Annotated in this window: 21 protein-coding genes and 1 tRNA gene; 15 read left to right on the forward strand and 7 right to left on the reverse strand. The window is 70.0% G+C overall.

Annotated features, from left to right (window positions below):
* Positions 1-12 precede the first annotated feature (12 nt).
* Positions 13-1827: a winged helix-turn-helix domain-containing protein gene (locus VF329_07065; GenBank protein HEX7080757.1), complete on the reverse strand. Its 1815-nt coding sequence runs from the start codon at positions 1825-1827 to the stop codon at positions 13-15.
* A 136-nt stretch (positions 1828-1963) separates the two neighbouring features.
* Between VF329_07065 and VF329_07070 the strand changes: the two genes are divergently transcribed.
* The gene (locus tag VF329_07070; GenBank protein HEX7080758.1) at positions 1964-2671 is read left to right on the forward strand and encodes a hypothetical protein; all 708 of its coding nucleotides are present in this window, start codon (positions 1964-1966) and stop codon (positions 2669-2671) included.
* A gap of 188 nt (positions 2672-2859) precedes the next feature.
* On the forward strand, positions 2860-3291 hold the full coding sequence (locus VF329_07075) for a VOC family protein (GenBank protein ID HEX7080759.1): 432 nt from the start codon (positions 2860-2862) through the stop codon (positions 3289-3291).
* Between the two features lie 191 nt (positions 3292-3482).
* On the opposite strand, the gene VF329_07080 is transcribed toward VF329_07075, so the two are convergent.
* Complete coding sequence (locus VF329_07080) at positions 3483-3632, reverse strand: hypothetical protein (GenBank protein HEX7080760.1); 150 nt, start codon at positions 3630-3632, stop codon at positions 3483-3485.
* Between the two features lie 624 nt (positions 3633-4256).
* Here VF329_07080 and aspS point away from each other — a divergent pair.
* Genes aspS through VF329_07095 form a run of 3 tightly spaced genes read left to right on the forward strand, consistent with a single transcriptional unit; the run spans position 4257 to position 7266 of the window.
* Positions 4257-6026, forward strand: coding sequence for an aspartate--tRNA ligase (gene aspS, locus VF329_07085; protein HEX7080761.1), 1770 nt, complete (start codon positions 4257-4259; stop codon positions 6024-6026).
* 12 nt (positions 6027-6038) lie between these two features.
* Positions 6039-6566, forward strand: a complete 528-nt coding sequence (gene nudB, locus VF329_07090; protein ID HEX7080762.1) for a dihydroneopterin triphosphate diphosphatase — start codon at positions 6039-6041, stop codon at positions 6564-6566.
* Positions 6550-7266: an alpha/beta fold hydrolase gene (locus tag VF329_07095; protein HEX7080763.1), complete on the forward strand. Its 717-nt coding sequence runs from the start codon at positions 6550-6552 to the stop codon at positions 7264-7266. The genes nudB and VF329_07095 overlap by 17 nt, the downstream gene beginning before the upstream one ends.
* A gap of 73 nt (positions 7267-7339) precedes the next feature.
* Here the strand turns inward: VF329_07095 and mutS are convergent, their stop codons facing one another.
* Positions 7340-9877: a DNA mismatch repair protein MutS gene (gene mutS, locus VF329_07100; protein ID HEX7080764.1), complete on the reverse strand. Its 2538-nt coding sequence runs from the start codon at positions 9875-9877 to the stop codon at positions 7340-7342.
* A 178-nt stretch (positions 9878-10055) separates the two neighbouring features.
* Here mutS and VF329_07105 point away from each other — a divergent pair, with 178 nt between their 5' ends.
* The 9 genes from VF329_07105 (at position 10056) to VF329_07145 (ending at position 18172) form a co-directional block, all read left to right on the forward strand.
* Positions 10056-11219, forward strand: coding sequence for a glycosyltransferase family 4 protein (locus VF329_07105; protein HEX7080765.1), 1164 nt, complete (start codon positions 10056-10058; stop codon positions 11217-11219).
* Entirely contained in the window at positions 11216-11758 is a 543-nt protein-coding gene (locus VF329_07110; protein HEX7080766.1) for a CinA family protein, read from the forward strand. The genes VF329_07105 and VF329_07110 overlap by 4 nt, the downstream gene beginning before the upstream one ends.
* Positions 11755-12297: an RNA 2',3'-cyclic phosphodiesterase gene (gene thpR / locus VF329_07115; GenBank protein HEX7080767.1), complete on the forward strand. Its 543-nt coding sequence runs from the start codon at positions 11755-11757 to the stop codon at positions 12295-12297. Before VF329_07110 ends, thpR begins: the two co-directional genes overlap by 4 nt.
* A gap of 215 nt (positions 12298-12512) precedes the next feature.
* Positions 12513-13562, forward strand: coding sequence for a recombinase RecA (gene recA / locus VF329_07120; GenBank protein HEX7080768.1), 1050 nt, complete (start codon positions 12513-12515; stop codon positions 13560-13562).
* Positions 13563-13595: 33 nt separating this feature from the next.
* Complete coding sequence (locus VF329_07125) at positions 13596-14075, forward strand: regulatory protein RecX (protein ID HEX7080769.1); 480 nt, start codon at positions 13596-13598, stop codon at positions 14073-14075.
* 78 nt (positions 14076-14153) lie between these two features.
* Positions 14154-16760 (forward strand): alanine--tRNA ligase, encoded by a 2607-nt coding sequence (gene alaS / locus VF329_07130; GenBank protein HEX7080770.1) that lies wholly within the window; start codon positions 14154-14156, stop codon positions 16758-16760.
* 409 nt (positions 16761-17169) lie between these two features.
* A complete protein-coding gene (csrA, locus tag VF329_07135) occupies positions 17170-17385 on the forward strand; it encodes a carbon storage regulator CsrA (GenBank protein HEX7080771.1) in 216 nt (71 codons plus the stop codon).
* A gap of 127 nt (positions 17386-17512) precedes the next feature.
* Positions 17513-17606: transfer RNA gene (locus VF329_07140), tRNA-Ser, on the forward strand.
* A 194-nt stretch (positions 17607-17800) separates the two neighbouring features.
* Complete coding sequence (locus tag VF329_07145; protein ID HEX7080772.1) at positions 17801-18172, forward strand: hypothetical protein; 372 nt, start codon at positions 17801-17803, stop codon at positions 18170-18172.
* A gap of 94 nt (positions 18173-18266) precedes the next feature.
* On the opposite strand, the gene cysK is transcribed toward VF329_07145, so the two are convergent.
* Both cysK and cysG read right to left on the reverse strand, forming a co-directional pair.
* The gene (gene cysK / locus VF329_07150; GenBank protein HEX7080773.1) at positions 18267-19223 is read right to left on the reverse strand and encodes a cysteine synthase A; all 957 of its coding nucleotides are present in this window, start codon (positions 19221-19223) and stop codon (positions 18267-18269) included.
* A gap of 71 nt (positions 19224-19294) precedes the next feature.
* Positions 19295-20800, reverse strand: a complete 1506-nt coding sequence (cysG, locus tag VF329_07155; GenBank protein ID HEX7080774.1) for a siroheme synthase CysG — start codon at positions 20798-20800, stop codon at positions 19295-19297.
* A 329-nt stretch (positions 20801-21129) separates the two neighbouring features.
* Here cysG and VF329_07160 point away from each other — a divergent pair, with 329 nt between their 5' ends.
* Positions 21130-22134: a LysR substrate-binding domain-containing protein gene (locus VF329_07160; protein HEX7080775.1), complete on the forward strand. Its 1005-nt coding sequence runs from the start codon at positions 21130-21132 to the stop codon at positions 22132-22134.
* Positions 22135-22200: 66 nt separating this feature from the next.
* Here VF329_07160 and VF329_07165 read toward each other — a convergent pair whose 3' ends face one another.
* Complete coding sequence (locus VF329_07165) at positions 22201-22986, reverse strand: phosphoadenylyl-sulfate reductase (GenBank protein HEX7080776.1); 786 nt, start codon at positions 22984-22986, stop codon at positions 22201-22203.
* 245 nt (positions 22987-23231) lie between these two features.
* The gene (locus VF329_07170) at positions 23232-24590 is read right to left on the reverse strand and encodes an NAD(P)/FAD-dependent oxidoreductase (protein ID HEX7080777.1); all 1359 of its coding nucleotides are present in this window, start codon (positions 24588-24590) and stop codon (positions 23232-23234) included.
* Positions 24591-24594: the final 4 nt, after the last annotated feature.

Here is a 24594-nt window from a genome sequence, read left to right on the forward strand (position 1 = left end):
CGGCGTGCCAGCTCAACCTCGGTTCCTTTCGTACCCGAGCCGTGCGCGCAGCGTCTGCCATTCCGGCTGCTCGAGCACCGGGTCCGCCCACGTGTTGCGGCGGATGAGAAGCAGCGGGATCGGGTCCATGCCGCTCGCGCGCGTCGCGACCGCCTGCTCGAGGGTTTCGCGCGCGCGGGCGTATTGGCCGAGCGCGAGCGCCGCCATCGCGTCGAGCCCCGGCTCGATGCGCCGTCCGGCGCTCGCCCGCTCGAACTCGCGGATCGAGCGCTCCGCATCCGCCCGTGCGCCGGCGCGCGCATAGCTGAGCGCCGCGTCGACGCGGAAGTTGCGCGTCGTGTCGTCGAAAAAGCGCTCGGCGATGCGCAGTGCCTCCAGGATGCGCTCCGGCTCGCCGCCGGCCGTCTCGGTTCTCGCGAGGTGAATGTAGCCGATCGGCGCGGCGGGCACGCACTCGATCGCGGCCCGAGCGGCCGCCCGCGCGCCGGCGAGATCGCCGAGTGCGCGCAGCCCGAGCACGAGCGGCGTGTACGGCGCCGGATTCAGCGGGTCGAGCTCGAGCGCTCGCCGTGCCGTGCGGACGGCGGCCTCATGCCGGTCGAGCAGGGTCTCGATCATCGCGGTGTAGTGCAGCACGACCGAATCGCTCGGCCGAAGCTCGCGCGCGCGCTCGAGCCGCGCGAGTGATTCGTCGAGCCGCCCGCGGTACATCGCGAGGCGCGCGAGTATCACGTGCGCCATCGCTTGAGAGGGCTCGAGCTCGAGGGCACGTGCGGCATCGCCTTCGATACGCTCGATCAAGGCCGCTCTCGTCCGCGGCCAATCCTCCGCCTGGAGGGGATCGAAGATCAGCGAATCGAGCGCGACATGAGCGCGCCATCCGACCGCCGCCGCGAAGCGGCCGTCGAGAGCGAGCGCCTCGCCGAGCAGGCGATCGATCTCGGCACGCACGTCGAACGGCATGCTCACGCCGATACCGCCGCGTGCGCGATAGAGCGCGACCGCCTGGAGGTAAAGCGCATAGGCTTCGAGCGACTGCGTCGGCGCGGCCCCTACGCTCGAGCGTTCGGCCGGCGTGAGCTCGGCCGCGAGCGCCGCTGCGATGCGTTCCGCAATGTCCGCCTGGATCGCGAACACGTCGCCGAGCTCGTCGTCGTACGTCTCGCTCCAGAGCTCGGTGCCGCCGGCGTCGACCAAGCGCACGCTCACCCGCACCCGCTCCGCGGCGTAACGCACGCTGCCTTCGAGCACGGCCGCGACGGCGAGCTCGCGCACGATGGTCTCGATGGGCGTCGTCCCTTCCGCATAGCGGAGCACCGACGTGCGCCCTTTCACCTCCAGTCCGCGAATCCGCCCGAGGCGGCTCAGCACTTCCTCGTGCATTCCGGCGGCGAAGTAGGCGTGCTCCGCGAGCGGGCTCAGGTTCTGGAAAGGCAGCACGGCGATCGCACCGGGGCGCGCCGGCGTATACGCCCCCGGGGCGCTTGGCGGGGCGCGCCGAACGGGCGCGATGAACTGGTAGCCGCGGCGCGGTATCGTCGCGACGAACCGCGGCGCGCTCTGCGTGTCACCGAGCGCGCGCCTCAACGCGAGCACGGTCTGGCTCAGGTTGTTGTCCTCGACGACCGTCGACGGCCACAGCGCCTGCGAGAGCTCGCGACGCGGCACGACCGTGCCGGCGCGCTCGACCAGATAGGCGAGCGCGTCGAAGGGCTTGCCTGTGATGGGCACCGGCTCCCCGTGCGCGCGTGCGAGCAGGCGTCGCGCCGGGTCGAGCCGAAACTCGCCGAACTCGTAGACGCCGCTCGCTGGGGCAGTGCCGCTCATGCCGAGCCTGCGTCGGGTTTCCAAGCGGATTTCACCGCATTTCACCCCGGGGCAACGTCATTTCATCGGCCCAACGATAGTGTCGTCCCGAATCCGGGGCCATCGCAATCGCCCGAGCACAGAGGAGAAAGCACCGATGAGCGCAGTCGCCTATTCCGGCACCGGGGAGCCGCTGAGGCGGCGCGCCCGCGCGGCCTCGCACGGCAAGCTCTACTTCGGTACGGCAGTGTCGATGGCCGCCGTCGCTTTCGCAGGCTTCGTGCCGAGCTACTGGGCGCCGTTGGCCGCCGGGACGCTCGCGCTCCATCCGGCCGTCCACTTCCACGGTGTGCTGTTCTTTCTGTGGATGCTCTATTTTGTCGCGCAGACGGCGCTCGTGGCGGACGGGCGCACGGGCTGGCACCGGGAGCTCGGTCTCTTCGGCATCGCGCTCGCGGCCGTGATGGCGTTCTCCGGAATCCTGGTGCAGATCGTGAGCCTCGCGGCCGGGTTGCAGGGTCCGCAGCCGGAGGTCGCGCGCTATGTCGCCGCACTCGGCTTCTCGGCGATGCTGATGTTCACGACGTTCGTCGCGCTTGCGATCGCGAATGTCCGCCGGCCCGAGATTCACCGGCGGCTGATGGTGCTCGCCTCGTTCGCGATCATCGGCGCGGCGGTGGTGCGCCTGGTGCGGCTCGTGCCGGGAATGACGACGCTGGCGGAGCGCGTGCTGCTCGGCACGGTCATCGTCGACGGGCTGCTCGTCGCCCTCGTCCTGCTCGACCGGCGGACGGTCGGGCGGGTGCATCCGTGTGGATCGCGGGCGGCGCGTTTCTCGTCGCGAACCAGGCGGCGCGGGCGTTGATCACGGACACCGAGCCGTGGGTTCGTTTCACGGCGTGGCTCGCCACGCTGACCGGTTGAAGTGCGAAGGGCGCCGGCGACGCTGCGTCGCTCGATACGCTCGAACGGCGAAGGCTACGGTGCTTGCTCGGATGGCATTAGGAGCCTCAAGACGTCTAGTATCGGCCCTCCAACCAGGAGGGTGATGCCATGAAGATCGTGACGAGCTTGTCTTTTCAGGGGCAGTGCCGGGAGGCGTTCGAGTTTTATGCCAGAGTGCTCGGCGGCAAGATTACGGCGGCCGTGCCGTACGGCGATGGTCCGCCGGACATGCCCGTCAAGCCCGAATACAAGAACTGGCTCATGCATTGCTGGCTCGACGTCGGCGACCAGGCGATCATGGGGGCCGACATGGCCAAGGATTGGGCGCCGAACATCGACAAGCCCAAGAACGGCTTCGATGTGACGTTGCACTTCGACGATGCGGACAAGGCGAAAGCCGTGTTCGACGCCCTCTCGGAGGGAGGCAAGGTCGTCATGCCCTTCAACGCGACGTTCTGGTCGCCGGGCTACGGGAGCTTCATCGACAGGTTCGGCGTGCCGTGGATGGTGAACACGGCGGGAGCACCCCCGGCGAGCTAGCGGCCGCCGACCAGGTCCGGCCGGTCGGGGTGACCGCCACGGCGATTTACTACAGAGCTCATCCTGATCGGCCACTCGCTCGAGCGCGGAACTCATCACACGGGACATCGCGAACGCGTATCTCCCATTCGATGCGAGCGAGGATGCGTCGATCAGCGCGCAGCTACGACATTCGATAACTGATCACCGGCCTACGGCGCGAGCAGGCGCGACAGATCGACCGACGTCTCCGGCAACGCGGCGATCCGCGTGAGGCCCGGCTTGGACGTCCAGGTCTTGTCCCGGTACTCGCCATCGACGAGCGATCGATAGAAGCGCAGCCGATCGTGCCGCAGATCCACGATCCACACCTCCGGGACGCCGTGACGCGCATAAAGCGGAACTTTGAGAACGAGCTGAGGCGAACCGAGCCCTGCACGCGCACGATTGCGCGGTCGCCCACGGCCGGAACGAGCAAATGGTTGAGCTGATCGACCACGCTTTCGTGGGTCTTTCCGAGCGCCGGCAAGTCGAAGATCTCTCCCTCGATCAGCTCGACGCGTGCCTCCGGCGCCAGTAGGCCGACCTCCGCCATCCGACAGTACTCATCGGCGGTGATGCGGTGGCGCCGGGGCCATGTTTCCATGCGCGTGCTCACGAGTCTCCCGTGATGATGCGAGTCTACTGCCTTGGAGTGAACGGCGGGCGCGCGGGAGGCCGTGTTCCCGCGGAGAATCGTCTCTCGAGCGGCTCCGCGGGAGCCGCCCGCAGCCCGGACGAAGCCGCAGCGCGCCGTCGCCGGCTTGCGCGGTTCGAGGCCGCACCGTAAGATTCGCGCCCTTTCGGGTCGCCTTGACCCTCCCGCGTCTTTGTCGTTCCTTATCGGGAACGCCGCGCCGCCGGGTCCGGCCGCGCGACCTTCGGGCGACACGCCGGAGCGGCGGCGACGGCCCGACCGACGAGCCGCCGGAGAAGAGGGTTAGCCAATGCGCAGTCACTACTGCGGCCACGTAGATCGAAGCCTGGTCGGCCGGCGGATCGCCGTCGCGGGCTGGGTGCATCGCCGGCGCGATCACGGCGGCGTGATCTTCGTCGACCTGCGGGACCGCGAAGGTCTGCTGCAGATCGTGTTCGACCCGGAGCGCCCCGATGTTTTCGCCGAGGCGGAGCGGCTGCGCGGGGAGTACGTGATCGCGGTCGAAGGTGTGGTGCGGGACCGGCCGGAAGGCACCGTGAACCCGGCGCTCGCCACGGGCGAGGTCGAGCTTCTCGCCGACGCGCTCACCGTGCTGAACAAGTCCGCGACGCCTCCGTTCCATCACGACGAGCCCGCGAGCGAGGAGCTGCGGCTGCGCTACCGATATCTCGATCTGCGCCGCGAGTCGATGCTCCGCAATCTGCGCTTGCGGCACGCGGTCACGCGCGCGCTGCGCGCCTTTCTCGACGATGCGGGCTTCATCGACGTCGAGACGCCGATCCTCACGAAGACGACGCCCGAGGGCGCCCGCGACTATCTCGTCCCGAGCCGCACGCAGCCCGGCAACTTCTTCGCGCTGCCGCAGTCGCCGCAGCTCATGAAGCAGATCCTGATGATCGCGGGCCTCGACCGGTACTACCAAATCGTCAAGTGTTTCCGCGACGAGGACTTGAGAGCGGACCGCCAGCCCGAGTTCACGCAGCTCGACATCGAGACGAGCTTCATGGACGAGGCCGCGATCACGTCGCTAATGGAAGCGCTGATGCGCGACTGCTTCGCGCGCGTGATGGGCATCGAGCTGCCGGATCCGTTTCCGCGCATGACGTTCGCCGAGGCCCTGTCGCGCTTCGGCACGGACAAGCCGGACCTGCGCAACCCGCTCGAGCTCGTCGAGGTCGCCGACCTCATGGCGGGCGTCGACTTCAAGGTGTTTGCGGCGCCGGCGCAGGATCCCGAGAGCCGCGTCGCGGCGCTGCGCCTTCCCGGCGGCGGCAGCCTCACGCGGAAGGAAATCGACGACTACACGACGCTCGTCGGGCGCCACGGCGCGAAGGGGCTCGCCTACATCAAGGTCAACGACCGCGGCGCCGGCCGGGACGGCTTGCAGTCGCCGATCCTGAAGTTCCTGCCCGACGAGGCGATCGAGGCCGTGCTCGAGCGCGTGCGCGCGGAGAGCGGCGACCTGGTCTTCTTCGGCGCCGACAAGAGCCGTGTCGTAAACGATTCGCTCGCCGTGCTGCGCGACGCTCTCGCGCGCGACCGGGGGCTCGTTGCCGAAGGCTTCGCGCCGCTGTGGGTCGTCGACTTTCCGATGTTCGAGGCGGACGAGAAGGGAACGCTCTCGCCGCTGCACCACCCGTTCACGGCGCCGCGCGACGTGACTCCGGACGAGCTCCGGGCGGCGCCGCTCGCCGCGATGTCACGCGCATACGACATGGTCATCAACGGCTACGAGATCGGCGGCGGCTCGATCCGTATCCACGACCCGGAGATGCAGACGGCCGTGTTCGACGTGCTCGGCATCTCCCGCGACGAGGCGTCCGCGAAGTTCGGCTTCCTGCTGACGGCGTTGCAGTACGGCTGCCCGCCGCTCGGCGGTATCGCATTCGGCCTCGACCGGCTCGTGATGCTGATGGCGGGCGCCGAGAGCATCCGCGAGGTCATCGCGTTCCCGAAGACGCAGAACGCGAGCTGCCTGATGACCGGCGCGCCGAGCCCGGCGGACCCCGAGCAGCTTCGCGAGGTCGGCATCCGTTTGCGCACGCCGGCCGGGAGCTGACGGAGCGCGCGGATGCCCGGCCGGCCGGAACGGACGCCGCAGCCTGACCCGCGCGGACCGGACCGGGAAACGGCGGCCGACGACGCGGATCCCGCGTATCGCCGCCCCGAGTCCGTGCTCGTCGTGATCCACGACGCGGCGCGGGCGTGCCTGCTGCTCGAGCGCGTCGTTCCCGCCGGCTTCTGGCAGTCGGTGACCGGCAGCCTGCAGTGGGGCGAGGCTCCGGCGGACGGGGCGGCCCGCGAGGTCGTCGAGGAAACCGGGCTCGACCCGGCCGGGCTCCGCGAGGCGAACGTGCGCCGGCGCTTCCGCATCCTGCCCGAGTGGCGCCACCGGTATCCGCCCGGCGTCGAGGAGAACCTCGAGCATCTCTTCTACCTCGAGCTGCCCGAGGCGCTGCCGGTCACGATCGATCCGCGCGAGCATCGCCGCTATCTGTGGCTGCCTCTCGAGGAAGCGATCGCCCGCGTCGGCTCGTGGACGAATCGCGAAGCGCTGGAACGCCTGCGCGCGAGCGCCGCCAATGAGGGACATGAATGAGGTGAGCCCGCCGCCGGCACGGCGCCCGGCCATGCCGCCGCCGTCGACGAATGTCGGCCCGGGGCCGGCCGTCGTCGTCGTCCACGGGCTGTGGATGCCGGGATGGGAGACGTGGCTGCTGCGGCGGCGGCTCGAGGCCGCCGGATACCGAACGTACGTTTTCGTCTACCGGACCGTCGAGCACGGGCTCGACGAGAACGCGAATCGCCTCGCCGAGTTCGCGGCGGGCATCCCCGGCGCGCCGCTGCATTTCGTCGGTCACAGCCTCGGCGGCGTGCTGATCCTCAGGCTCTTCCAGCGCCATGCGCTGCCGCATGCCGGCCGGATCGTCTGCCTCGGCTCGCCGTTGAACGGGACGCACGCCGGGCGCGTGCTCGAGGGCACTCCGTTCGGGCGGCGCGTCGTCGGCCGCTGCATCCGCGATCTCCTCACGAGCGGCGGCTGCGGCGCGTGGACGGGGCCATGCGAGGTCGGCGTGATCGCGGGCAGCCTGCCGCTCGGCCTCGGCCGGCTGCTCGGCGGGCTGCCGTCGCCGAACGACGGCACGGTCGCCGTCGACGAGACGCGTCTCGCCGGCGCTGCCGATCATGTCGTGCTGCCCTGCACGCATCTGTCGATGCTGTGGTCGCCGGAGGTCGCCGAGCACGTCGTCCGGTTTCTTCGCGCCGGCCGCTTCACGGAGCCGAAGCCGCGCGGGTAGCGCCGCGCGTCGGCATCGCTTCGCCCTTAGCGCCGCCGGCGTCAGCGCGGCTTTGCCTTTAGCGCCGCGCACGTCAGCGCCGCTTCGCCTTCTCCGCGAGGTCGTACAGCACGCCGAGCGCCTCGCGCGGCGACAGCGCGTCGACGTCGATGCGGCGAAGCGCGTCCGCGACGGATGCCGCCGCCGCGTCGGCCGGCGGCGCGAGCTCGAGCTGCCGCTGCGGGCTCGGCGGGGCGAGCGCCTGCTGATGCCGCTCGAGCCGCGCCAGATACTCGCGCGCCTCCTCGATCACCTCCCGCGGCACGCCGGCGAGCTCCGCGACCGAGAGCCCGTAGCTTTGATTCGCCGGGCCGGGCTTCACCCGATGCAGGAAGATCAGCTCGCGCCCGTGCTCGGTGGCGTCGAGATGCACGTTCGCGCAGGACCCGAGTTCCTCCGGCAGGCTCGTGAGCTCGAAATAGTGCGTGGCGAAGAGCGTGAACGCGCCGACGTGCCGAGCGATGTGGCGTGCCGCGGCCCACGCGAGGGAGAGCCCGTCGAAGGTGCTCGTCCCGCGGCCGACCTCGTCCATCAGCACGAGGCTCTCCCGCGTCGCGTTGTTCAGGATGTTCGCGGTCTCGGTCATCTCGACCATGAACGTCGAGCGGCCGCCCGTCAGATCGTCGCCGGCCCCGATGCGCGTGAAGATGCGGTCGATCGGACCGATCTCCGCGTCCTCGGCCGGCACGAAGCTGCCGACGTGCGCGAGGATCGCGATCAGCGCGGTCTGCCGCATGTATGTGGATTTGCCGCCCATGTTCGGGCCGGTGACGATCAGCATCCGCCGGCGGTCGTCGAGATCCAGATCGTTCGGCACGAACGGCGCGTCGCTCGATTGCTCGACGCCGATGTGGCGGCCCGTCCGGTATTTCAGCCGCGGCTCCGTGACGAGACGCGGCCGCGAGAGATCGAGCGCCTGCGCGCGCTCGGCGAGATTCGCGAGCACGTCGATCTCGGCGACCGTGGCCGCGGTCGTCTGCAGCGCCTCGAGATCGGCGGCAAGCGATGCGAGCAGCGCCTCGTAGAGGTGCTTCTCGCGCGCGAGCGCCCGTTCCCGCGCGCCGAGCACCTTGTCCTCGAACGCCTTGAGCTCCGGAGTGATGTAGCGCTCCGCGCCCTTCAGGGTTTGCCGCCGCACGTAGTCGGCCGGCACGGTATCGGAATGCGATTTGCCGACCTCGATGTAGAAGCCGTGCACCTTGTTGTAGCCGACCTTGAGCGACGCGATGCCCGTCCGTTCGCGCTGCTTCGCCTCGAGCTCGTCGAGGTAACGGCCCGCGTTCTCGCTGATCGCGCGCAGCTCGTCGAGCTCGGCGTCGTAGCCCTCCGCGATCACGCCGCCGTCGCGCAGCAGCACCGGCGGCGCGTCGACGATCGCGCGCTCGAGCAGCGCGCGCTCGGCCTCGTGCTCCCCGCACCGTGCCGCGAGCTCGGCGAGACGCGGCGCGTCGAGCTCGCCGAGCAGGCGCTTCAGCTCCGGCAGCCGCGCGAGGCCGTCCCGCAGCTGCGCGAGATCCCGCGGGCGTGCGGAGCCGAGCGCGACGCGCGTGAGGATGCGCTCGAGGTCGCAGATCTCGCCGAGCTCCGCGCGGATCGCGCGAAGCTCCGGTGCACCGTGAAGCGCCGTCACGGCCTGCTGGCGCAGCTCGAGCTCGGCCCGCGCGCGAATCGGCCGGTTCAGCCACCGGCGGAGCAGCCGGCTGCCCATGGCCGTCGCGCATCGGTCCATGATGCCGGCCAGCGTGTACTCGGGGCGCCCGCCCAAGCTCGTCTCGATCTCGAGATTGCGCCGCGTCGCGACATCCATGATCAGCGCGTCGTCGCGCCGCTCGCGCGTGAGGCCGCGAAGGTGCGGCACGCGCGCCCGCTGCGTCTCCTTCACGTACTGCAGCAGGCACCCGGCCGCGCCGATGGCCGCCGGCACGTCCTCGGCGTCGAAGCCGAGCAGGTCGCGCACGCCGAACTGCTCGCAGAGCAGGCGGCGGCCGCTCTCCTCGTCGAACTGCCACGGCGGGCGGGGACGCACGGCCGGCCGCTCGAGCAGCCAGTCCGGCCCGGACGCGTCCTCGGCGATCAGGAGCTCCGCCGGCTTCAGCCGCTCGAGCTCCGCGGCGAGGGCGTCGAGGTCGGCGAGCTCGTCCACGGCGAAGCGGCCGCCGGCGAGATCGAGCCAGGCGAGCCCGATCGGCCGGCCGAGCTTCACGGCCGCCAGGTGGCGGGTCTCGCGCTCGTCGAGCAGCGCCGAGTCGGTCAGCGTGCCCGGGGTCACGATGCGGACGATCTCGCGGGCGACGGGCCCCTTGCTCGCGGCCGGGTCGCCGATCTGCTCGCAGATCGCGACGGACTCGCCGAGCCGGATCAGCCGCGCGAGGTACGTCTCGACGGAATGCACCGGCACGCCCGCCATCGGGATCGGCGCGCCGTTCGACTGCCCGCGCTTCGTCAGCGCGATGTCGATCAGCTTCGAAGCGCGGCGCGCGTCGTCGTAGAAGAGCTCGTAGAAGTCGCCCATGCGATAGAACAGCAGCATGTCCGGACACTCGGCCTTGATCGCCAAGTACTGCTGCATCATCGGCGTGTGGCCTGTGGGCTCGGCGGTGCTCACTGCGATCGGGAAGCGTTCGGCGTTCTTCGGATGGTCCCCGGGGCGGAGCGCGCGCGGATCCCTAAGCCGCGCGGCGCGGGCGCCCATTGTAATCGCTCGGGATATGGCCGCCTGCGGGGCGCGGGGAGGCGAGTATCATCGGCCAATGCACGTCGTGCACATCGAAGCGGGGCGCCACCTCTACGGCGGCGCCCGCCAGGTGCTGTCGCTGATCGACGGCGCGGGCCGCGCCGGCGCCCGCAGCACGCTGTTGTGCCCCGCGGGCTCCGAGATCGCCGAGGCCGCGGCGCGCTCCGCGGCGCGCCCTGAGATCGTCGAGCTGCCGATGCGGGGCGATCTCGACGTTCGTGCGATCGGACGCTATCGCCGGGCGATCGCGGCCCGGCGCCCGGACCTCGTGCACGTGCATTCGCGCCGCGGCGCGGATCTGTTCGGCGGCTTGGCCTGCGCCGGCGCGCCGTGGCCCGCGGTGCTCACGCGCCGCGTCGACGAGCGCGAGCCGCGCGCGTGGGCGCGTCTGAAGTACCGGCCCTACTCGGCGTTGATCGCGATCTCCCGCGCCGTTCGCACTGAGCTCGTCGAGCACGCCGGCGTGCCCGGCTCGCGGGTGCACGTCGTGCCGAGCGGCGTCGATCCCCGAGCGTACCGGCCGGCCCCCGCGGCCCGCTCGGCCCTGGTCGCGGCGCTCGATCTCCCCGCCGACGCCTGCATCGCCGGCATCGTCGCGCAGCTCATCCCGCGCAAGGGGCATCGCGTGATCCTCGACGCGCTGCCCGCGGTCGTCGCGCGCCATCCGCGGGTCGTCCTGGTCTGCTTCGGGCGCGGGCCCGAGGAGGGTGCGCTGCGCCGCGAGATCGAGCGCCGCGGTCTGGGCGCGCACGCGCGCCTCGCCGGCTTCCATGTCGAGCTCGGGAGCCTGCTCCCGGGGCTCGACCTGCTCGTGCATCCGGCCCGGGCCGAAGGCCTCGGGCTCGCCGTGCTCGAAGCGATGGCCGCCGGCCTCCCGGTCGCGGCTTCGGCGGCCGGCGGGCTCGTCGACGTGATCGAGGACGGCACGAGCGGCCTTCTCGTGCCGCCCGGCGACGTGCCCGCGTGGGCCTCCGCCCTCGGGCGGCTGCTCGATGACGCCGATCTCCGCCTCCGGCTCGGCGCGGCCGCGCGGCGCCGGGTGGAGGCGGCGTTCACGGCCGAGCGGATGGTGGCGGGAAACCTCGGCGTGTACCGCAGCGTGCTCGCGGGCGGGCGCGCGGCTCGGAGGGGCCGGCCGGCCCGGCGCGCCGGCGCCGCCGCACAGGAACGCGAGGCATGACGGCCGCGGGCGCGGATCGCGGTGCCGACGACGCGCTCGGGCCGGGCGACGACGAGCTCGAGCGCCTCGCCCGGGATCTCGGCGAGCGGCTGGCCGGCCGCGGCTGGACCCTCGCGACGGCCGAATCGTGCACCGGGGGCTGGATCGCGAAGGCCGTGACGGACGTGCCGGGCAGCTCCGGCTGGTTCGGCGCGGGCTTCGTCGTGTACTCGAACGCGGCGAAGACGGAGATGCTCGGCGTCCCGGCCGAGCTGATCGACCGCGACGGCGCCGTCAGCGAGGCCGTCGTCGTCGCGCTCGCGGAAGGAGCGCGGCGCCGGGCCGGGGCCGATCTCGCGGTGGCTGTCAGCGGCGTTGCGGGGCCCGGCGGCGGCACGGCGGACAAGCCGGTCGGCACGGTCTGGTTCGCCTGGGCGAGCCCGGCCGCGACGTCGACGGAGCGGCGGCGCTTCCCCGGCGGGCGAGAGAGCGTTCGGCGGCGGAGCGTCGCGTGCGCGCTCGAAGGCCTGATCGCGGCGGCGGAGGCGGGTGCCCGATGACCGGAGAGGCCCCGGCGAACGAGGAGCGAGCGCGCCGGCGGCGAGTCTTCTTTGCGCTCTGGCCGGACGATGCGACGCGCAACGCGATCTCGCGCGCAAGCCGCCGGGTCGTCCGGCTTTGCGGCGGGCGGCCGACCGCGAAGCGCAACCTGCACGTCACGGTCGCGTTTCTCGGCGGGCTCGACGCGGAGCAGCTCGAGCGCGCGTCGCAAGTGCCGCCGATCCCGGTCGGCGCATTCGAGCTCGAGCTCGATTCGCTCGCGTATTTCGACGGCTCGAAAACGCTTTCTCTGGTGCCGAGAAGCGTTTCGCCGCCGCTCGCGGAGCTCGAGCGGGCGTTGTGGGACCGGCTCGAGCGCGAGGGGTTCGAGCGCGAGCCGCGGATCTATCGCCCGCATCTCACGCTCGCGCGCCGCGCCCGCCCGGTGGAGGAGCCGGTGACGCCCGTGCGCTGGCCCGTCGCCGCGCTCACGCTCGTCGAGTCGATTCCGCTGCCGCGCAGCGTGCACTACGAGCCGCTCGAGCATTGGCCGCTGTAACGGCCCGTCGCGAAAAAAGGTGTCGAAAAAAGGTGTCAGACACGATTTTGCCGAAAATCGTGTCTGACACGTTTTTCGGGCGCGCCGCGAATCCGCGCGGATGGCCGACAAAACCGCGGCTGCTCGACCCCGGAATCTATGAAATAATCCGCGCTGCCGCCGTCGTCCGGCGGCTCCGAAGCTCCGCGAATCCGATCACTCCTCAGGAACATCGAATGGACGACAACCGCAAGAAAGCCCTCGCCGCGGCCTTGGGTCAAATCGAGAAGCAGTTCGGCAAGGGGTCCGTCATGCGTCTCGGCGACTCGATCGCGTCGCGCGACGTCGAGGTCGTCTCCACCGGGTCGCTCGGGCTCGACATCGCGCTCGGCGTCGGCGGGTTGCCGCGCGGCCGTGTCGTCGAGATCTACGGGCCCGAGTCCTCGGGCAAGACCACGCTGACGCTTCAAGTCGTCGCGGAGGTTCAGAAGCAGGGCGGCACCGCCGCGTTCGTCGACGCCGAGCACGCGCTCGACCCGGTCTATGCCGAGCGGGTCGGCGTCAAGGTCGACGATCTGCTGATCTCGCAGCCCGACACCGGCGAGCAGGCGCTCGAGATCACCGACATGCTCGTGCGCTCCGGCGCGGTCGACGTCATCGTCGTCGACTCGGTCGCGGCGCTCACGCCGAAAGCAGAGATCGAAGGCGAGATGGGCGACTCGCACGTGGGGCTCCAGGCACGGCTGATGTCGCAGGCGCTGCGCAAGCTCACGGCGAACATCAAGCGCTCCAACTGCCTCGTGATCTTCATCAACCAGATCCGCATGAAGATCGGCGTGATGTTCGGCAACCCGGAGACGACCACCGGCGGCAACGCGCTGAAGTTCTACGCGTCCGTCCGGCTCGACATCCGTCGGATCGGCTCGATCAAGAAGGGCGACGAGGTGCTCGGCAACGAGACGCGCGTGAAGGTCGTGAAGAACAAGGTCGCGCCGCCGTTTCGCACGTGCGAGTTCGAGATCCTCTACGGCCACGGCATCTCGCGCGAGGGCGAGATCATCGATCTCGGCGTGAAGGAGAACATCATCGAGAAGTCCGGCTCTTGGTACAGCTACGGCGGCGACCGCATCGGCCAGGGCAAGGAGAACGCGCGCGATTTCCTGCTGCAGAATCCGGCCGTCGCAGCCGAGATCGAAGCCAAGGTCCGCGCGAAGCTGCTGCCGAAGAAAGGCTCGGCCGAAGCCGCGGCCGAAGAGGCGGAGGGGGCGGCGCTCCAGCAAGCCTGATCCGGCCCGTGCGTCACGACGGGCGCGCCGATCATGCCCCGGCGGGCCGCGGCTGACCGAGACGACCCGGCCGCCTGCGAGCGGCAGGCCGTCGCGCTGCTCGCGCGGCGCGAGCACAGCCGGCTCGAGCTCGAGCGCAAGCTCGCCGCCCGCGGCTTCCCGCAGGCCCTGATCGCGTCCACCCTCGACGGGCTGGAACAAAAAGGCCACCTCGACGGTCAGCGGTTCATGGAAACCTTCATCGATTCCCGAGCGGCGCGCGGCGTCGGACCTCTCCGCATTCGGGCCGAGCTCGCGCAGCGCGGGGTCGCAAGCGCTGCGGCCGCCGCGGCCGTCGCCGCTTCCGCCGAGGATTGGAGCGCGATCGCGCGGCGCGTCCGGGCGAAACGCTTCGGCCCGGAGCCGCCCCGCGATCGCGCCGAACGAGCGCGCCAGGCCCGTTTCCTGCAATATCGGGGGTTCGACGCGGCCCAGATCGACGCGGCACTGGAAGTCGACGCCGATTCGGATTAGCGTCTGCTGCCCCGCCGCGCGGGCGGGTCGGAAGGCGGCCTGCGCGGTGCACGTGAGCACCCGGAAGACCCACTGGCTATGAGCGTTTCGAGCAACGAGCTGCGTCGAGTGTTTCTCGACTTCTTCGCCCAGCGCGGCCACGAGATCGTGCCGAGCTCTCCTCTCGTGCCGGCGAACGACCCGACCCTGCTCTTCACGAACGCCGGCATGGTGCAGTTCAAGGACGTCTTTCTCGGCCGCGAGACGCGGGCGATTCCGCGCGCGGCCTCGGCGCAGCGGTGCGTGCGCGCGGGCGGCAAGCACAACGATCTCGAGAACGTCGGCTACACGGCGCGCCACCACACGTTCTTCGAGATGCTCGGCAACTTCAGTTTCGGCGACTACTTCAAGCGCGAGGCGATCCGCTACGCATGGGAGCTCGTCACGCAGGTGCTCGGGCTGCCGCCGGAGCGCCTGTGGTGCACCGTGTACGAGGACGATGACGAAGCGGCTGCGATCTGGCTCGACGAGATCGGCGTCGACCCGGCCCGTTTCTCGCGGCTCGGGATGAAGGACAACTTCTGGGCGATGGGCGACACGGGCCCGTGCGGGCCGTGCAGCGAGATCTTCTACGACCACGGGCCCGAGATTCCCGGCGGTCCCCCCGGCTCCCCGGACGAGGACGGCGACCGCTACGTCGAAATCTGGAATCTCGTGTTCATGCAGTTCGACCGGAACGCGGAAGGCGAGCTCACGCCGCTGCCGAAACCGTCGGTCGACACCGGGATGGGCCTCGAGCGGATCGCAGCCGTCATGCAAGGCGTGCACTCGAACTACGAGATCGATCTCTTCGTGCGGCTGATCGAGGCTGCCGCCGCGGCCACCGGCACGCGCGATCTCGAGAGCAAGTCGCTGCGCGTGATTGCCGATCACATCCGCGCGTGCTCGTTCCTGATCGCCGACGGCGTGCTGCCGGGCAACGAGGGGCGCGGCTACGTGCTGCGGCGGATCATTCGCCGCGCGGTGCGCCACGGCTACAAGCTCGGGCAGGATCGGCCGTTTTTCCACTCGCTCGTCACGGCCGTCGAGCGCGAGATGGGCGAGGCGTATCCGGAGCTCGTCGCGCGCCGCGCGCACGTCGAGCGCGTGCTGCACCAGGAGGAGCTGCGCTTCGCCGAGACGCTCGCGCAGGGCATGCGGCTGCTCGACGACGCGATCGCGCACTTGCCGAAAGGCGGAGTCATTCCGGGCGAGACGGTGTTCAAGCTCTACGACACGTACGGATTTCCCGAGGACTTGACGGCCGACGTCGCGCGCGAGCGCGGGCTCACGATCGACAAGGCGGGCTTCGATCGGGAGATGGAGGCGCAGCGGGCGCGAGCCCGCAAGGCAAGCCGCTTCGGGTCGAACGGCGGGGCGGCGCCGGTGCTCGAGCACCCCACGGAGTTTTTCGGCTACGACACGCTCGAGCTCGACGGCGAGATCACCGCGCTCTATGACGAGGAAGGTCGGCCGGTCGAGCACCTCGACGCGGGGCAGCGGGGCACCGTCGTGCTCGACCGCACACCGTTCTATGCCGAGAGCGGCGGGCAGATCGGCGACACGGGGAAGCTTCGCAACGAAGCGGCCGAGCTCGAAGTGACCGACACGCAAAAGCTCGGCGCGGCGTACGGCCACATCGGCACCGTCGCGGCGGGGACTTTTCGTGTCGGCGACCGCGTCCGCGCCGTGGTCGACGGCGAACGCCGCGCCGCGATCCGGCTGAACCACTCCGCCACTCATCTGCTTCATTCGGCGCTCCGCCGCGTGCTCGGAGATCACGTGCAGCAGAAGGGCTCGCTCGTCGCGCCCGACCGCCTGCGCTTCGATTTCTCGCATTACGAGCCGGTCAAGCCCGAGGAGCTCGAGCGCGTCGAGGCATTGGTCAACGAGCAGATTCGGCTGAACGTCGACGCCGAGATTCGCGTGATGGGCTTCGACGAGGCGATCGCGTCGGGCGCGATCGCGTTCTTCGGCGACAAATACGGAGAGCGGGTGCGCGTGTTGCGCCTCGGCGACTTCTCCACGGAGCTTTGCGGCGGCACGCACGTGCGCCGCTCGGGCGACATCGGCGTGTTCAAGATCGTCTCCGAGAGCGGCGTCGCCGCGGGCGTGCGGCGGATCGAGGCCGTCACCGGGGCGGGCGCCCTCGAGTGGATCTCCGCGAACGAGCGCATGCTGAAAGGCGTCGCCGGGCTCGTCCGCGGCAGCCGCGACGACGTGCTCGACAAGGTTCGTCAGCTGATCGAGCGCAACCGCGGGCTCGAGCGCGAGGTTCAGGCTCTCAAGGCGAAGCTCGCGAGCGGGGGCAGCCGCGATCTGCTCGAGGAGGCGACCGAGGTCGGCGGCGTCAAGGTGCTCGTCGCCCGCCTCGACGGCGTCGACAACAAGGTACTGCGCGATACGGCGGACCGCTTGAAGGACAAGCTCGGCTCCGGCGTCGTCGTGCTGGGCTCGGCCGAAGGCGACAAGGTGCGGCTCGTGGCCGCGGTCACGAAGGACCTCACGGACCGCCTCGAGGCGGGCCGCCTGATCCGCGTCGTCGCGGAGCGGGTCGGCGGCAAGGGCGGCGGTCGGCCGGACTTCGCGCAGGCCGGCGGCAACCGCCCGGAGCAGCTCGACGAGGCGCTCGCGCTCGTCGAGCGCGAGGTCGCCTCCATCTGCTGAAAATAGGTGTTCGACACCATTTTCCGGCCGAGAAAGGCGTCGCACACCTTTTCCCTGCCCCGAAAAAGGTGTCAGACACCTTATTTTGGGCCTCCGGCGATGGGACTATCGCAGGGCCCGGAATGTCAATAAAAATCGCTCGGAAAGGGTTACATCGTCGGGAAATGCATTACCATTGGACCGTTGGGGCGTCGCGCCACGGGCGCTCCGACCGGGGGGACCGGCCAGCAGATGCAATAACGAAGATAAAGGCCGGCCTTGGCCACGGACGTTCGAGGGGGAGAGCAGCGCGCACCAGGGGCGCAATCGTCATCCTCGGGCAGACGGGCGGCCGTTGATGCCTCGAAACCGCGTCGCACAGGAGAGTGCGGCCGAGGAATCAGCGGCGAGACCAAGAAGGAGTTTGGCTATGCTGATCTTGACCCGGCGAGTGGGGGAGACGGTGGTCATCGGAAACGATGTGACCGTGACCGTCCTGGGCGTGAAGGGAAATCAAGTACGCCTCGGTGTGAACGCCCCCCGAGAAGTTGCAGTGCACCGCGAAGAGATCTACGAACGCATCAAGCGCGAGCAGTCGGACGAGGAGAATCGACAACCGCAGGCCGTCGGCGCCGGGCACAGATAGTCTGACGCCGCCCCGGGTCCACGCCCCCGCATGATCCGGATCGCGATCCGGCGGGATCCCTTCATGTCGCGGTCGCTGGGTGCAGCCGCTAGAATCACAGGTCGCGGCTCGACCCGACTCATCATTCGGAGAGGTGGCTGAGTGGTCGAAAGCGCTCCCCTGCTAAGGGAGTAAGGGCTTCAAAAGGCCCTTCGAGGGTTCGAATCCCTCCCTCTCCGCCATCCTTCGGCGTATCCCTGGCGCGGATGCGTACAGTGTCGCCGTTCGGCGACCGCCGGTTTCCCGTTTTCCCGCAGTCCGCACGCAGCGCTTTGACGTTTTAGCCCATAGAACGACGACGCGCGGTTCCGGAACTAACACGGTAGTCGCCCCCCCTCGACAACGCGCCGCGAGCGCTATCCAGGAATACACCCGCATGAACGACGACCAAAACCTGCGCGACCGTGCCAGACAAGCGATGCGCGCCGGAGCCCTGCCGAATCGGCGGCCGAGCCGTACCTGGGGAGGGCCTGGCGCGGGCGCCGCCTGCACGATCTGCGGGACTCCGGTGGCGCCGAACGAGGTCGAGCTCGAGGTCGAGTTCGTCGACGACGTGGACGGCACGATCGACAAGCACCACATGCACGTCCGCTGCTTCGCGGCGTGGGAAGCGGAGTGCCAGGGCCGCGAGGACGCGCAATCCGCGCCCTCTCGCCGGGTCCGCCGCGGCACCTTGCCGGACGTCGAGGACGACGGCGACCTGTCGAGGCGCGGACCCTCCGCGGCCTACAAGTCCAGCTCGTCCTGAGACTTCCCCGCGCCGGCTCTACGATGTGCGCTACGCCGGCAAGCCCGGTCGCGACGCCGCTGAACCGCCGGTGCCCGGCCGCCGGTAATGCGAGCTATCCGAGGCTCGCGAGCCACTCGTCGTCGGAGCCGTCCGGGATGTCGTCGAACAGATAGGTGCCGAGGTAGCGCTCGCCGGTATCCGGCAGCATCGCGAGCAGCACCGAGCCTTCCGGCGCGCGCTCGGCAACCTTGACCGCCGCGGCCAGCGTCGCGCCCGACGAGATGCCGACGAAGATCCCCTCTTCGCGCGCGAGGCGCCGCGCCATCTCCTTGCCTTCCTCGTCCGTGACCGTGACGAGCTGATCGAAGACCTTCGGGTTCAGCACGTCCGGCACGAAATCCGGGGTCCAGCCCTGAATCTTGTGCGGCTGCCACGGCTTGCCGCCGAGCAGCGACGCGGCGGCGGGCTCGGTCGCGACGATCTGCACCTCGGGCCGGGCGAGCTTGATGACCTCGCCGGCGCCGGTCAGCGTGCCGCCGGTGCCCCATCCCGTCACCCAGAAATCGAGCCGCCGGCCGGCGAAGTCGGAAAGGATCTCGGGTCCCGTGGTCTGACGGTGGTACGCCGGATTGGCTGGATTCTGGAACTGCCGGGCGAGAAACCAGCCGTGCTTCTCGGCGAGCTGCTCCGCGAGCCTCACCATGCCGGTGCCGCGCTCGGCCGCCGGCGTGAGCAGCACTTTCGCGCCGAGCGCGCGCATGATCTTGCGCCGCTCGACCGAGAACGTCTCGGCCATCGTCGCGACAAACGGGTAGCCGCGCGCCGCGCAGACCATCGCAAGGGCGATGCCGGTGTTGCCGGACGTGGCCTCGATCACCGTCTGGCCGGGCTTCAGCGTCCCGCGCCGCTCCGCATCGTCGATGATCGCGATCGCGAGCCGGTCCTTGACCGACGCCATCGGGTTGAAGGCCTCGATCTTCACGTAGATCGTCGTGTGCGCGGGAGCGATCCTCGCGAGCTTGACGATGGGAGTGTTGCCGATCGTGTCGAGAATGCTTTCGTAGATCATTGCGCCGGTCTCATCGCTGGGCTGACGTGAAGCAGGAACGGCCGCGCGGTCTCGGGCCGCGCTCCGCCGACCTAGCTTACACGAGCGAGCCCGCGGGCCGCGCGGTCGTCGAAGACCTCGAGCCGGCTCGGACCGAACCATCCGTAGCGCTCCGCGAGGCGCGCCGTCTCGCCGATCACGAGGAGCGCGGGGGGACGCACCCGGAGCGCGTCCGTCGCCCGGGGCAGAAGGCGCAGCACGGTGAGGATCACGCGCTGCTCGTCGGTGGTGCCGTTCTCGACGATCGCCGCGGGCGTGTCGGGGGAGTGACCGAGGCGGATCAAGTCGGACGCGATCGTCCCGTACTGCCCGACGCCCATGTAGAGCGCGAGCGTCTGACCCGGACGGAACGACGCGAGGTCGCCCGAGTCGTCGTCGTTCGCTCGCCCGGTCGAGATCAGAAGCGTGCGCGACACGCCGCGGAGCGTCAGCGGGATTCCCGCGTAGCCGGCGCAGCCCTCTACGGCCGATACGCCGGGGACGATCTGAAACGGCAAGCCGGCCTGGACGAGGGCGTCGAGCTCCTCGCCGGCCCGGCCGAAGACCATCGGATCGCCACCCTTCAGCCGACACACGCGCTTGCCGGACGCGACGAGCTGCACGAGCAGCCGGTTGATCTGCGCCTGGGTGATCGACGGCCGGCCCGGCGTCTTGCCGACCGAGATCAGCTCCGCGTCGCGGCGCGCGAACTGCAGGAGCTTCGCGGTGCCGAGCCGGTCGTACAGCACGGCGTCGGCGTCGGCGAGCAGCTGGCGGCCCTTGAGCGTGATCAGCTCCGGGTTCCCGGGGCCGGCGCCGACGAGCCAGGCTTCGCCGCGGCTTCGCCGGGCGTCAGGGCCGGGCCGGCCCTCGGCAGGGTCCGCGGCGTCGGACGGCTCGCGCGCCGCGTCGATCCGCCCCGACCGCCACGCGTCGAGCTCCTGCTCTAGCGCGGTCGCGGCCGCGTCGTCTCGCCCGGCCACGCACTCCGCGGCCACGCGGCCTTGCACGACGTGCTGCCAGAAGCGACGGCGGTCGTCCGCGTCCGGAAGCGCGGCGCGAACCCGCTCCCGCCATGCTCCCGCGAGTCGTGCGAGCGCGCCGATCCGAAACGGCAGAAGAGCCTCGATCAGGCCCTTCACGTGGCGGCTCACGACCGGGGACCGGCCGCCGCTCGACACGGCGATCGTGATCGGATCGCGGTCGACGATCGCCGGCATGATGAACGACGAAAGGGCCGCGTCGTCGACGACGTTGCAGAAGCGCCGGCCCCGCTCCGCGGCGGCGGCAACGCGGGCGTTGACGGCCCGGTCGTCGGTCGCCGCGACGATCAGCCAATAGGGCTCGACGTCCGCGGCCGCGAGCTCTCCGAGCTCGAGCGCGAGCCGCGGCTCCGCCGCCGCGAGGGCGCGCAGCCCGGCACCGATCTCGGGCGCCTTGACGGTGACGCGCGCGCCGGCCTCGAGGAGCAGCCGCGCGCGGCGCTCGGCCACGGTGCCGCCGCCGACGATCAGGCACGGGCGGTCTTTCAGCTGGGCAAAGAGCGGTAGATGGCGCATCGTGAAGCGGCTGAGGCGCTGGCCGGATCGAGCCGACCGGTTCTCCGGAAAAGGCGGCACGCACGATAACCCGCGCCCGCGCCGGGGCCAAGACGAACTCCTTCGTTGGTTATGCCCCGAAAAAAGGTGTCGGACACGATTCTCCCGGGAATAAGGTGTCTGACATCTTTATTGGCCGCCGGGGCGAAAAGGTGTCTGACACCTTTTTGGGTCCAGCGGGCTCGGTTGACACCTTTGTAACCGCTGGTTATATATTCGGTCGGCCGCCGACTCCTCGGGGAGGACGCGGCTTTTTTCACTGTGCAGGGAGAGCGGCACCGGGGGCGCTGTTGACGCTGAAGCAGCTCAAGTACCTGATCGGCATCGTCGACAGCGGCCTGAACATCACCGCGGCGGCCGAGCGGCTCTATACGAGCCAGCCGGGCATCAGCAAGCAGCTGAAGCAGCTCGAGGCGGAGCTCGGCGTGCAGCTCTTCACCCGGAAGGGCAAGAGCCTCGCGGCCGTCACGCCGGCCGGGCGGGAGGTGATCGCGCGCGCCCGCAAGATCCTGCGCGAAGTCGACAACATCACGAGCCTCGCGAGCGACCTCACGGCCGAGCAGGAGGGAACGCTCTCGATCGCGACCACGCATACGCAGGCGCGATACATGCTGCCCGAGGTCATCCGGAGCTTCAGAGAGCGCTACCCGAAGGTCGATCTCGAGCTGCACCAGGGAACGTCCGAGCAGATCGCGGAGCTGATCAGCACGAACAAGGTCGATTTCGCCATTGCGAGCGGCGCCCGGCATCTGTTCTCGCAGCTCACGCTATTGCCGATCTTCCACTGGCACCGCATCGCTCTCGTGCCGAAGCACCATCCGCTCGCCGAGCAGCGCAAGCCGCTCGATCTGCAGACGCTCGCGAACTACCCGCTCGTCACGTACGTCTTCTCGCTGACGGGGGAGTCCTCGTTCAAGCGCGCCTTCCACGATCAGGGTCTCGAGCCGCGCGTCGTCTTCACGGCGCGCGACGCCGACATCATCAAGACTTACGTCCGAATGGGAATGGGCGTCGGCGTGATCGCATCGATGGCTTTCGAATGCCAGGACCTCGAGGATCTCGTCGCGCTCGACGCGAGGGGGCTGTTCCCGAAGGTCACGACGTGGATCGGGTTCCCGCGCGAGATGGTGCTGCGCAGCTTCATGGTGGACTTCATCCACTTTCTCGCGCCGCACTACTCGACGCAGCTGATCCGGCAGGCGGCCGGCCTGCCCACGCAGGAGCAGGTCGACGAGCTGCTGAAAGACGTCGTGCTGCCGGAGCGCGGCGGCTGCGAGCAGGGCGCGCCGGTGTAGCGGGCCCAAAAAAAGATGTCAGACACCTTTTCCCGGGAAAAGGTGTCTGACACCTTTTTCCTGGTTTCAGAGATCGCCCAGGTCGATCTCGTGAATCCCGCACTCCCGCTTCAAGCCGAAGAAGCGGGTTTGCTCCACCGTGCTGACCTCGTGGATCGGCCGGGTGCTGTGGTAATCGCCGATCGAGAGATACCCCTTCTCCCACAGCGGGTGATACGGCAGCCCGTGCTCCTTCAGGTAGTAATGCACGTCGCGATCACTCCAGTCGGCGATCGGATGCACCTTCCAGCGCCCGCCGGCCCAGTCGAGGAACGGAATGCGCGCGCGCGACTCGCTTTGCTTGCGCCGCAGACCCGCGAACCAGGTATTCACGCCGAGCTCGCGCAGCGCACGACGCATCGGCTCAACCTTCGTTTCCTCGTTGTATGCTTCGATGCCCGCGAGCCCCTGGTTCCAGCGCTGGCCGTAGCGGGCCTCCTGCCACGCCGGTGAAAGCTCCGCGCGATAAACCCGGAGGTTCAAATCGAGCCGCTCCACGAGCTCGTCGACGAAGCGGTAGGTCTCGGGAAAAAGATACCCGGTGTCGATCAGCACGACCGGAATGTCGGGCTTGACGCTCGTGATGAGGTGCAGCGACACGGCGGCCTGCGCGCCGAAGCTCGACGTGAGCACGTGGTTCGCCGGAAGGTTCTCGAACGCCCACTCCACGCGCTCGCGCGGCTTCAGGTCCGCAAACAGACGATTGCAGTGCTCGAGGGCGTGCGCGCGAGTGCTTTCCTCGTCGTACGACATCAGCTCGGCAGGCTTCGAGCCTCGAACGTCCTGCCCTAGAGAATCGGGAAGTGCGCTCATTCTTGTCCGCTCTGCTCCGCGCGCCGGCGGCGCGGTGAGCAAAATGGAGTTGATCCGGAGCGCACTAAAGTACGGTCCGGCCTCGATTACCGGAAGGTTTAAGTTCTTATTCCCGTATAGCCAAAGCGCATAAGATCGCGGCTTGCGACGGCCGCCCATTGCCGGGATCCCGGCGCGCCCATCGCGAAAATTACGGGCATCGGAAAAGTGCCGAGGCCTGCGCTGCTCTTCGCGGAGCGCGCGCCTCACAGGCGGGCGAGGATCTCCGCGGCGGCGCGCTCGCCGGTCTCCATCGCCCCTTCCATGCCGCGGCTCGCCCGCGCGAGATGCTCTCCGCAGAAGTGGATGCGGCCGTGCGGGCCGGCCGCTGCGTCCGCGAAGGCGCGCACCGCGCCGGGGCGGAAATACGCCCACGCGCCGCGCGCGTACGGGTCGTTGCCCCAGGACTTCAATCCCGCGACCTCGAGCCGCCCCTTGGCCGCCGGTCGGATGCGCTCGATCGCGGCGATCACCTCCCGCGCGGCATCCGCCTCCGGCATCCGGTCGAGCCGCGCCGCGCCGCGACCCATGACCCAGGCGGTCAAGCTCGTCACTTCGCGCGGGTCCTCGCCGTTACGCGCCGCCGCGATCATGCCGGCCGCGGAGTCCGTGTAGAGGCTCGGGGCGTGGCCGTCCTCCTCCCAGAACGGCGTCCTCGGAAGCAGATAGACCTGTGTGACCGGCTGCGAAGGAAGGGCGGCGACCTGCGCGGCCTGACTTTCGAGGGGCGGGCTGATGCGGATCTCTCCGAGCACTGCGTGCGGAACGGCGCACACCACGAAGTCGGCGACCGCACGGCTCCCGTCGGCGCAATGCACGCGCACGCCGTCGGCCTCGGACTCGATCGCCGCGACCGCGCGGCCGAGCTCGACCTCCCGCCGCAGCGCGGCGGCCATGGCCTCCGGAATGCTCTGGACACCGCCCGCGGCCGTGAACCCGACGCGTCCTTCGGGCGCGAGGCGCCGCTGCGCCTTCGAGAACGCCGCGCGAAAGAAAAGCTGCAATGCCGAGACGTCGCGGGCATCCGCGCCGAAGCTCGGGTTCAGCTCGTAGCCGATTTCGATCGCGCGATCGCTCAGGCCGAGCGAGCGCATCCACGCGTGGACGGAGACGTCCGCGTGCGCGAAGCGCGGGTCGAGCCAGTCCTCGGGCCGCTCGAGCGGGTTCTCGCGCATCGCGAGCACCCGGTGGAACGTCCACGGCATCAATGCGCGGTCGCGCGGCGGGAACGGGTTCGCCGGATGGTCGGGCCACTCGTTCTGGCCGATGATCTCGCCGCCGAGCACGAGCTCCTGCTCGCGGAAGAACTCGAGGAGCGGCGTGACGTCGATCAGCCGCACGCCGAAGCGCCGCGCCGCAGCGATCACGCGCTCGTAGCCGGCGCCGATGTAGGTCCCGCCCGCTTCGGCCTGCGTGCCGAGCTGGCGCATCGAATGCACGCGGCCGCCGACCCGGTGCTGCGCCTCGAGCACCCGCACGTCGAGCCCCGCGTCCTCGAGCGCGAGCGCCGCGGCGAGCCCGGCGAGGCCGGCGCCGACGACGACGACGTCCGATCGCTCCGTCATCCGT

The organism is Gammaproteobacteria bacterium, from assembly GCA_036381015.1.
Lineage (GTDB): Bacteria > Pseudomonadota > Gammaproteobacteria > Steroidobacterales > Rariloculaceae > ZC4RG20.

Excerpts from the sequence above, each read along its gene's own strand:
- VF329_07065 (HEX7080757.1), bottom strand. The coding sequence starts at position 1,827 with ATGAGCGGCACTGCCCCAGCGAGCGGCGTCTACGAGTTCGGCGAGTTT.
- VF329_07070 (HEX7080758.1), top strand. The coding sequence starts at position 1,964 with ATGAGCGCAGTCGCCTATTCCGGCACCGGGGAGCCGCTGAGGCGGCGC.
- VF329_07075 (HEX7080759.1), top strand. The coding sequence starts at position 2,860 with ATGAAGATCGTGACGAGCTTGTCTTTTCAGGGGCAGTGCCGGGAGGCG.
- aspS (HEX7080761.1), top strand. The coding sequence starts at position 4,257 with ATGCGCAGTCACTACTGCGGCCACGTAGATCGAAGCCTGGTCGGCCGG.
- nudB (HEX7080762.1), top strand. The coding sequence starts at position 6,039 with ATGCCCGGCCGGCCGGAACGGACGCCGCAGCCTGACCCGCGCGGACCG.
- VF329_07095 (HEX7080763.1), top strand. The coding sequence starts at position 6,550 with ATGAGGGACATGAATGAGGTGAGCCCGCCGCCGGCACGGCGCCCGGCC.
- mutS (HEX7080764.1), bottom strand. The coding sequence starts at position 9,877 with ATGATGCAGCAGTACTTGGCGATCAAGGCCGAGTGTCCGGACATGCTG.
- VF329_07105 (HEX7080765.1), top strand. The coding sequence starts at position 10,056 with ATGCACGTCGTGCACATCGAAGCGGGGCGCCACCTCTACGGCGGCGCC.
- VF329_07110 (HEX7080766.1), top strand. The coding sequence starts at position 11,216 with ATGACGGCCGCGGGCGCGGATCGCGGTGCCGACGACGCGCTCGGGCCG.
- thpR (HEX7080767.1), top strand. The coding sequence starts at position 11,755 with ATGACCGGAGAGGCCCCGGCGAACGAGGAGCGAGCGCGCCGGCGGCGA.
- recA (HEX7080768.1), top strand. The coding sequence starts at position 12,513 with ATGGACGACAACCGCAAGAAAGCCCTCGCCGCGGCCTTGGGTCAAATC.
- VF329_07125 (HEX7080769.1), top strand. The coding sequence starts at position 13,596 with ATGCCCCGGCGGGCCGCGGCTGACCGAGACGACCCGGCCGCCTGCGAG.
- alaS (HEX7080770.1), top strand. The coding sequence starts at position 14,154 with ATGAGCGTTTCGAGCAACGAGCTGCGTCGAGTGTTTCTCGACTTCTTC.
- csrA (HEX7080771.1), top strand. The coding sequence starts at position 17,170 with ATGCTGATCTTGACCCGGCGAGTGGGGGAGACGGTGGTCATCGGAAAC.
- VF329_07145 (HEX7080772.1), top strand. The coding sequence starts at position 17,801 with ATGAACGACGACCAAAACCTGCGCGACCGTGCCAGACAAGCGATGCGC.
- cysK (HEX7080773.1), bottom strand. The coding sequence starts at position 19,223 with ATGATCTACGAAAGCATTCTCGACACGATCGGCAACACTCCCATCGTC.
- cysG (HEX7080774.1), bottom strand. The coding sequence starts at position 20,800 with ATGCGCCATCTACCGCTCTTTGCCCAGCTGAAAGACCGCCCGTGCCTG.
- VF329_07165 (HEX7080776.1), bottom strand. The coding sequence starts at position 22,986 with ATGAGCGCACTTCCCGATTCTCTAGGGCAGGACGTTCGAGGCTCGAAG.
- VF329_07170 (HEX7080777.1), bottom strand. The coding sequence starts at position 24,590 with ATGACGGAGCGATCGGACGTCGTCGTCGTCGGCGCCGGCCTCGCCGGG.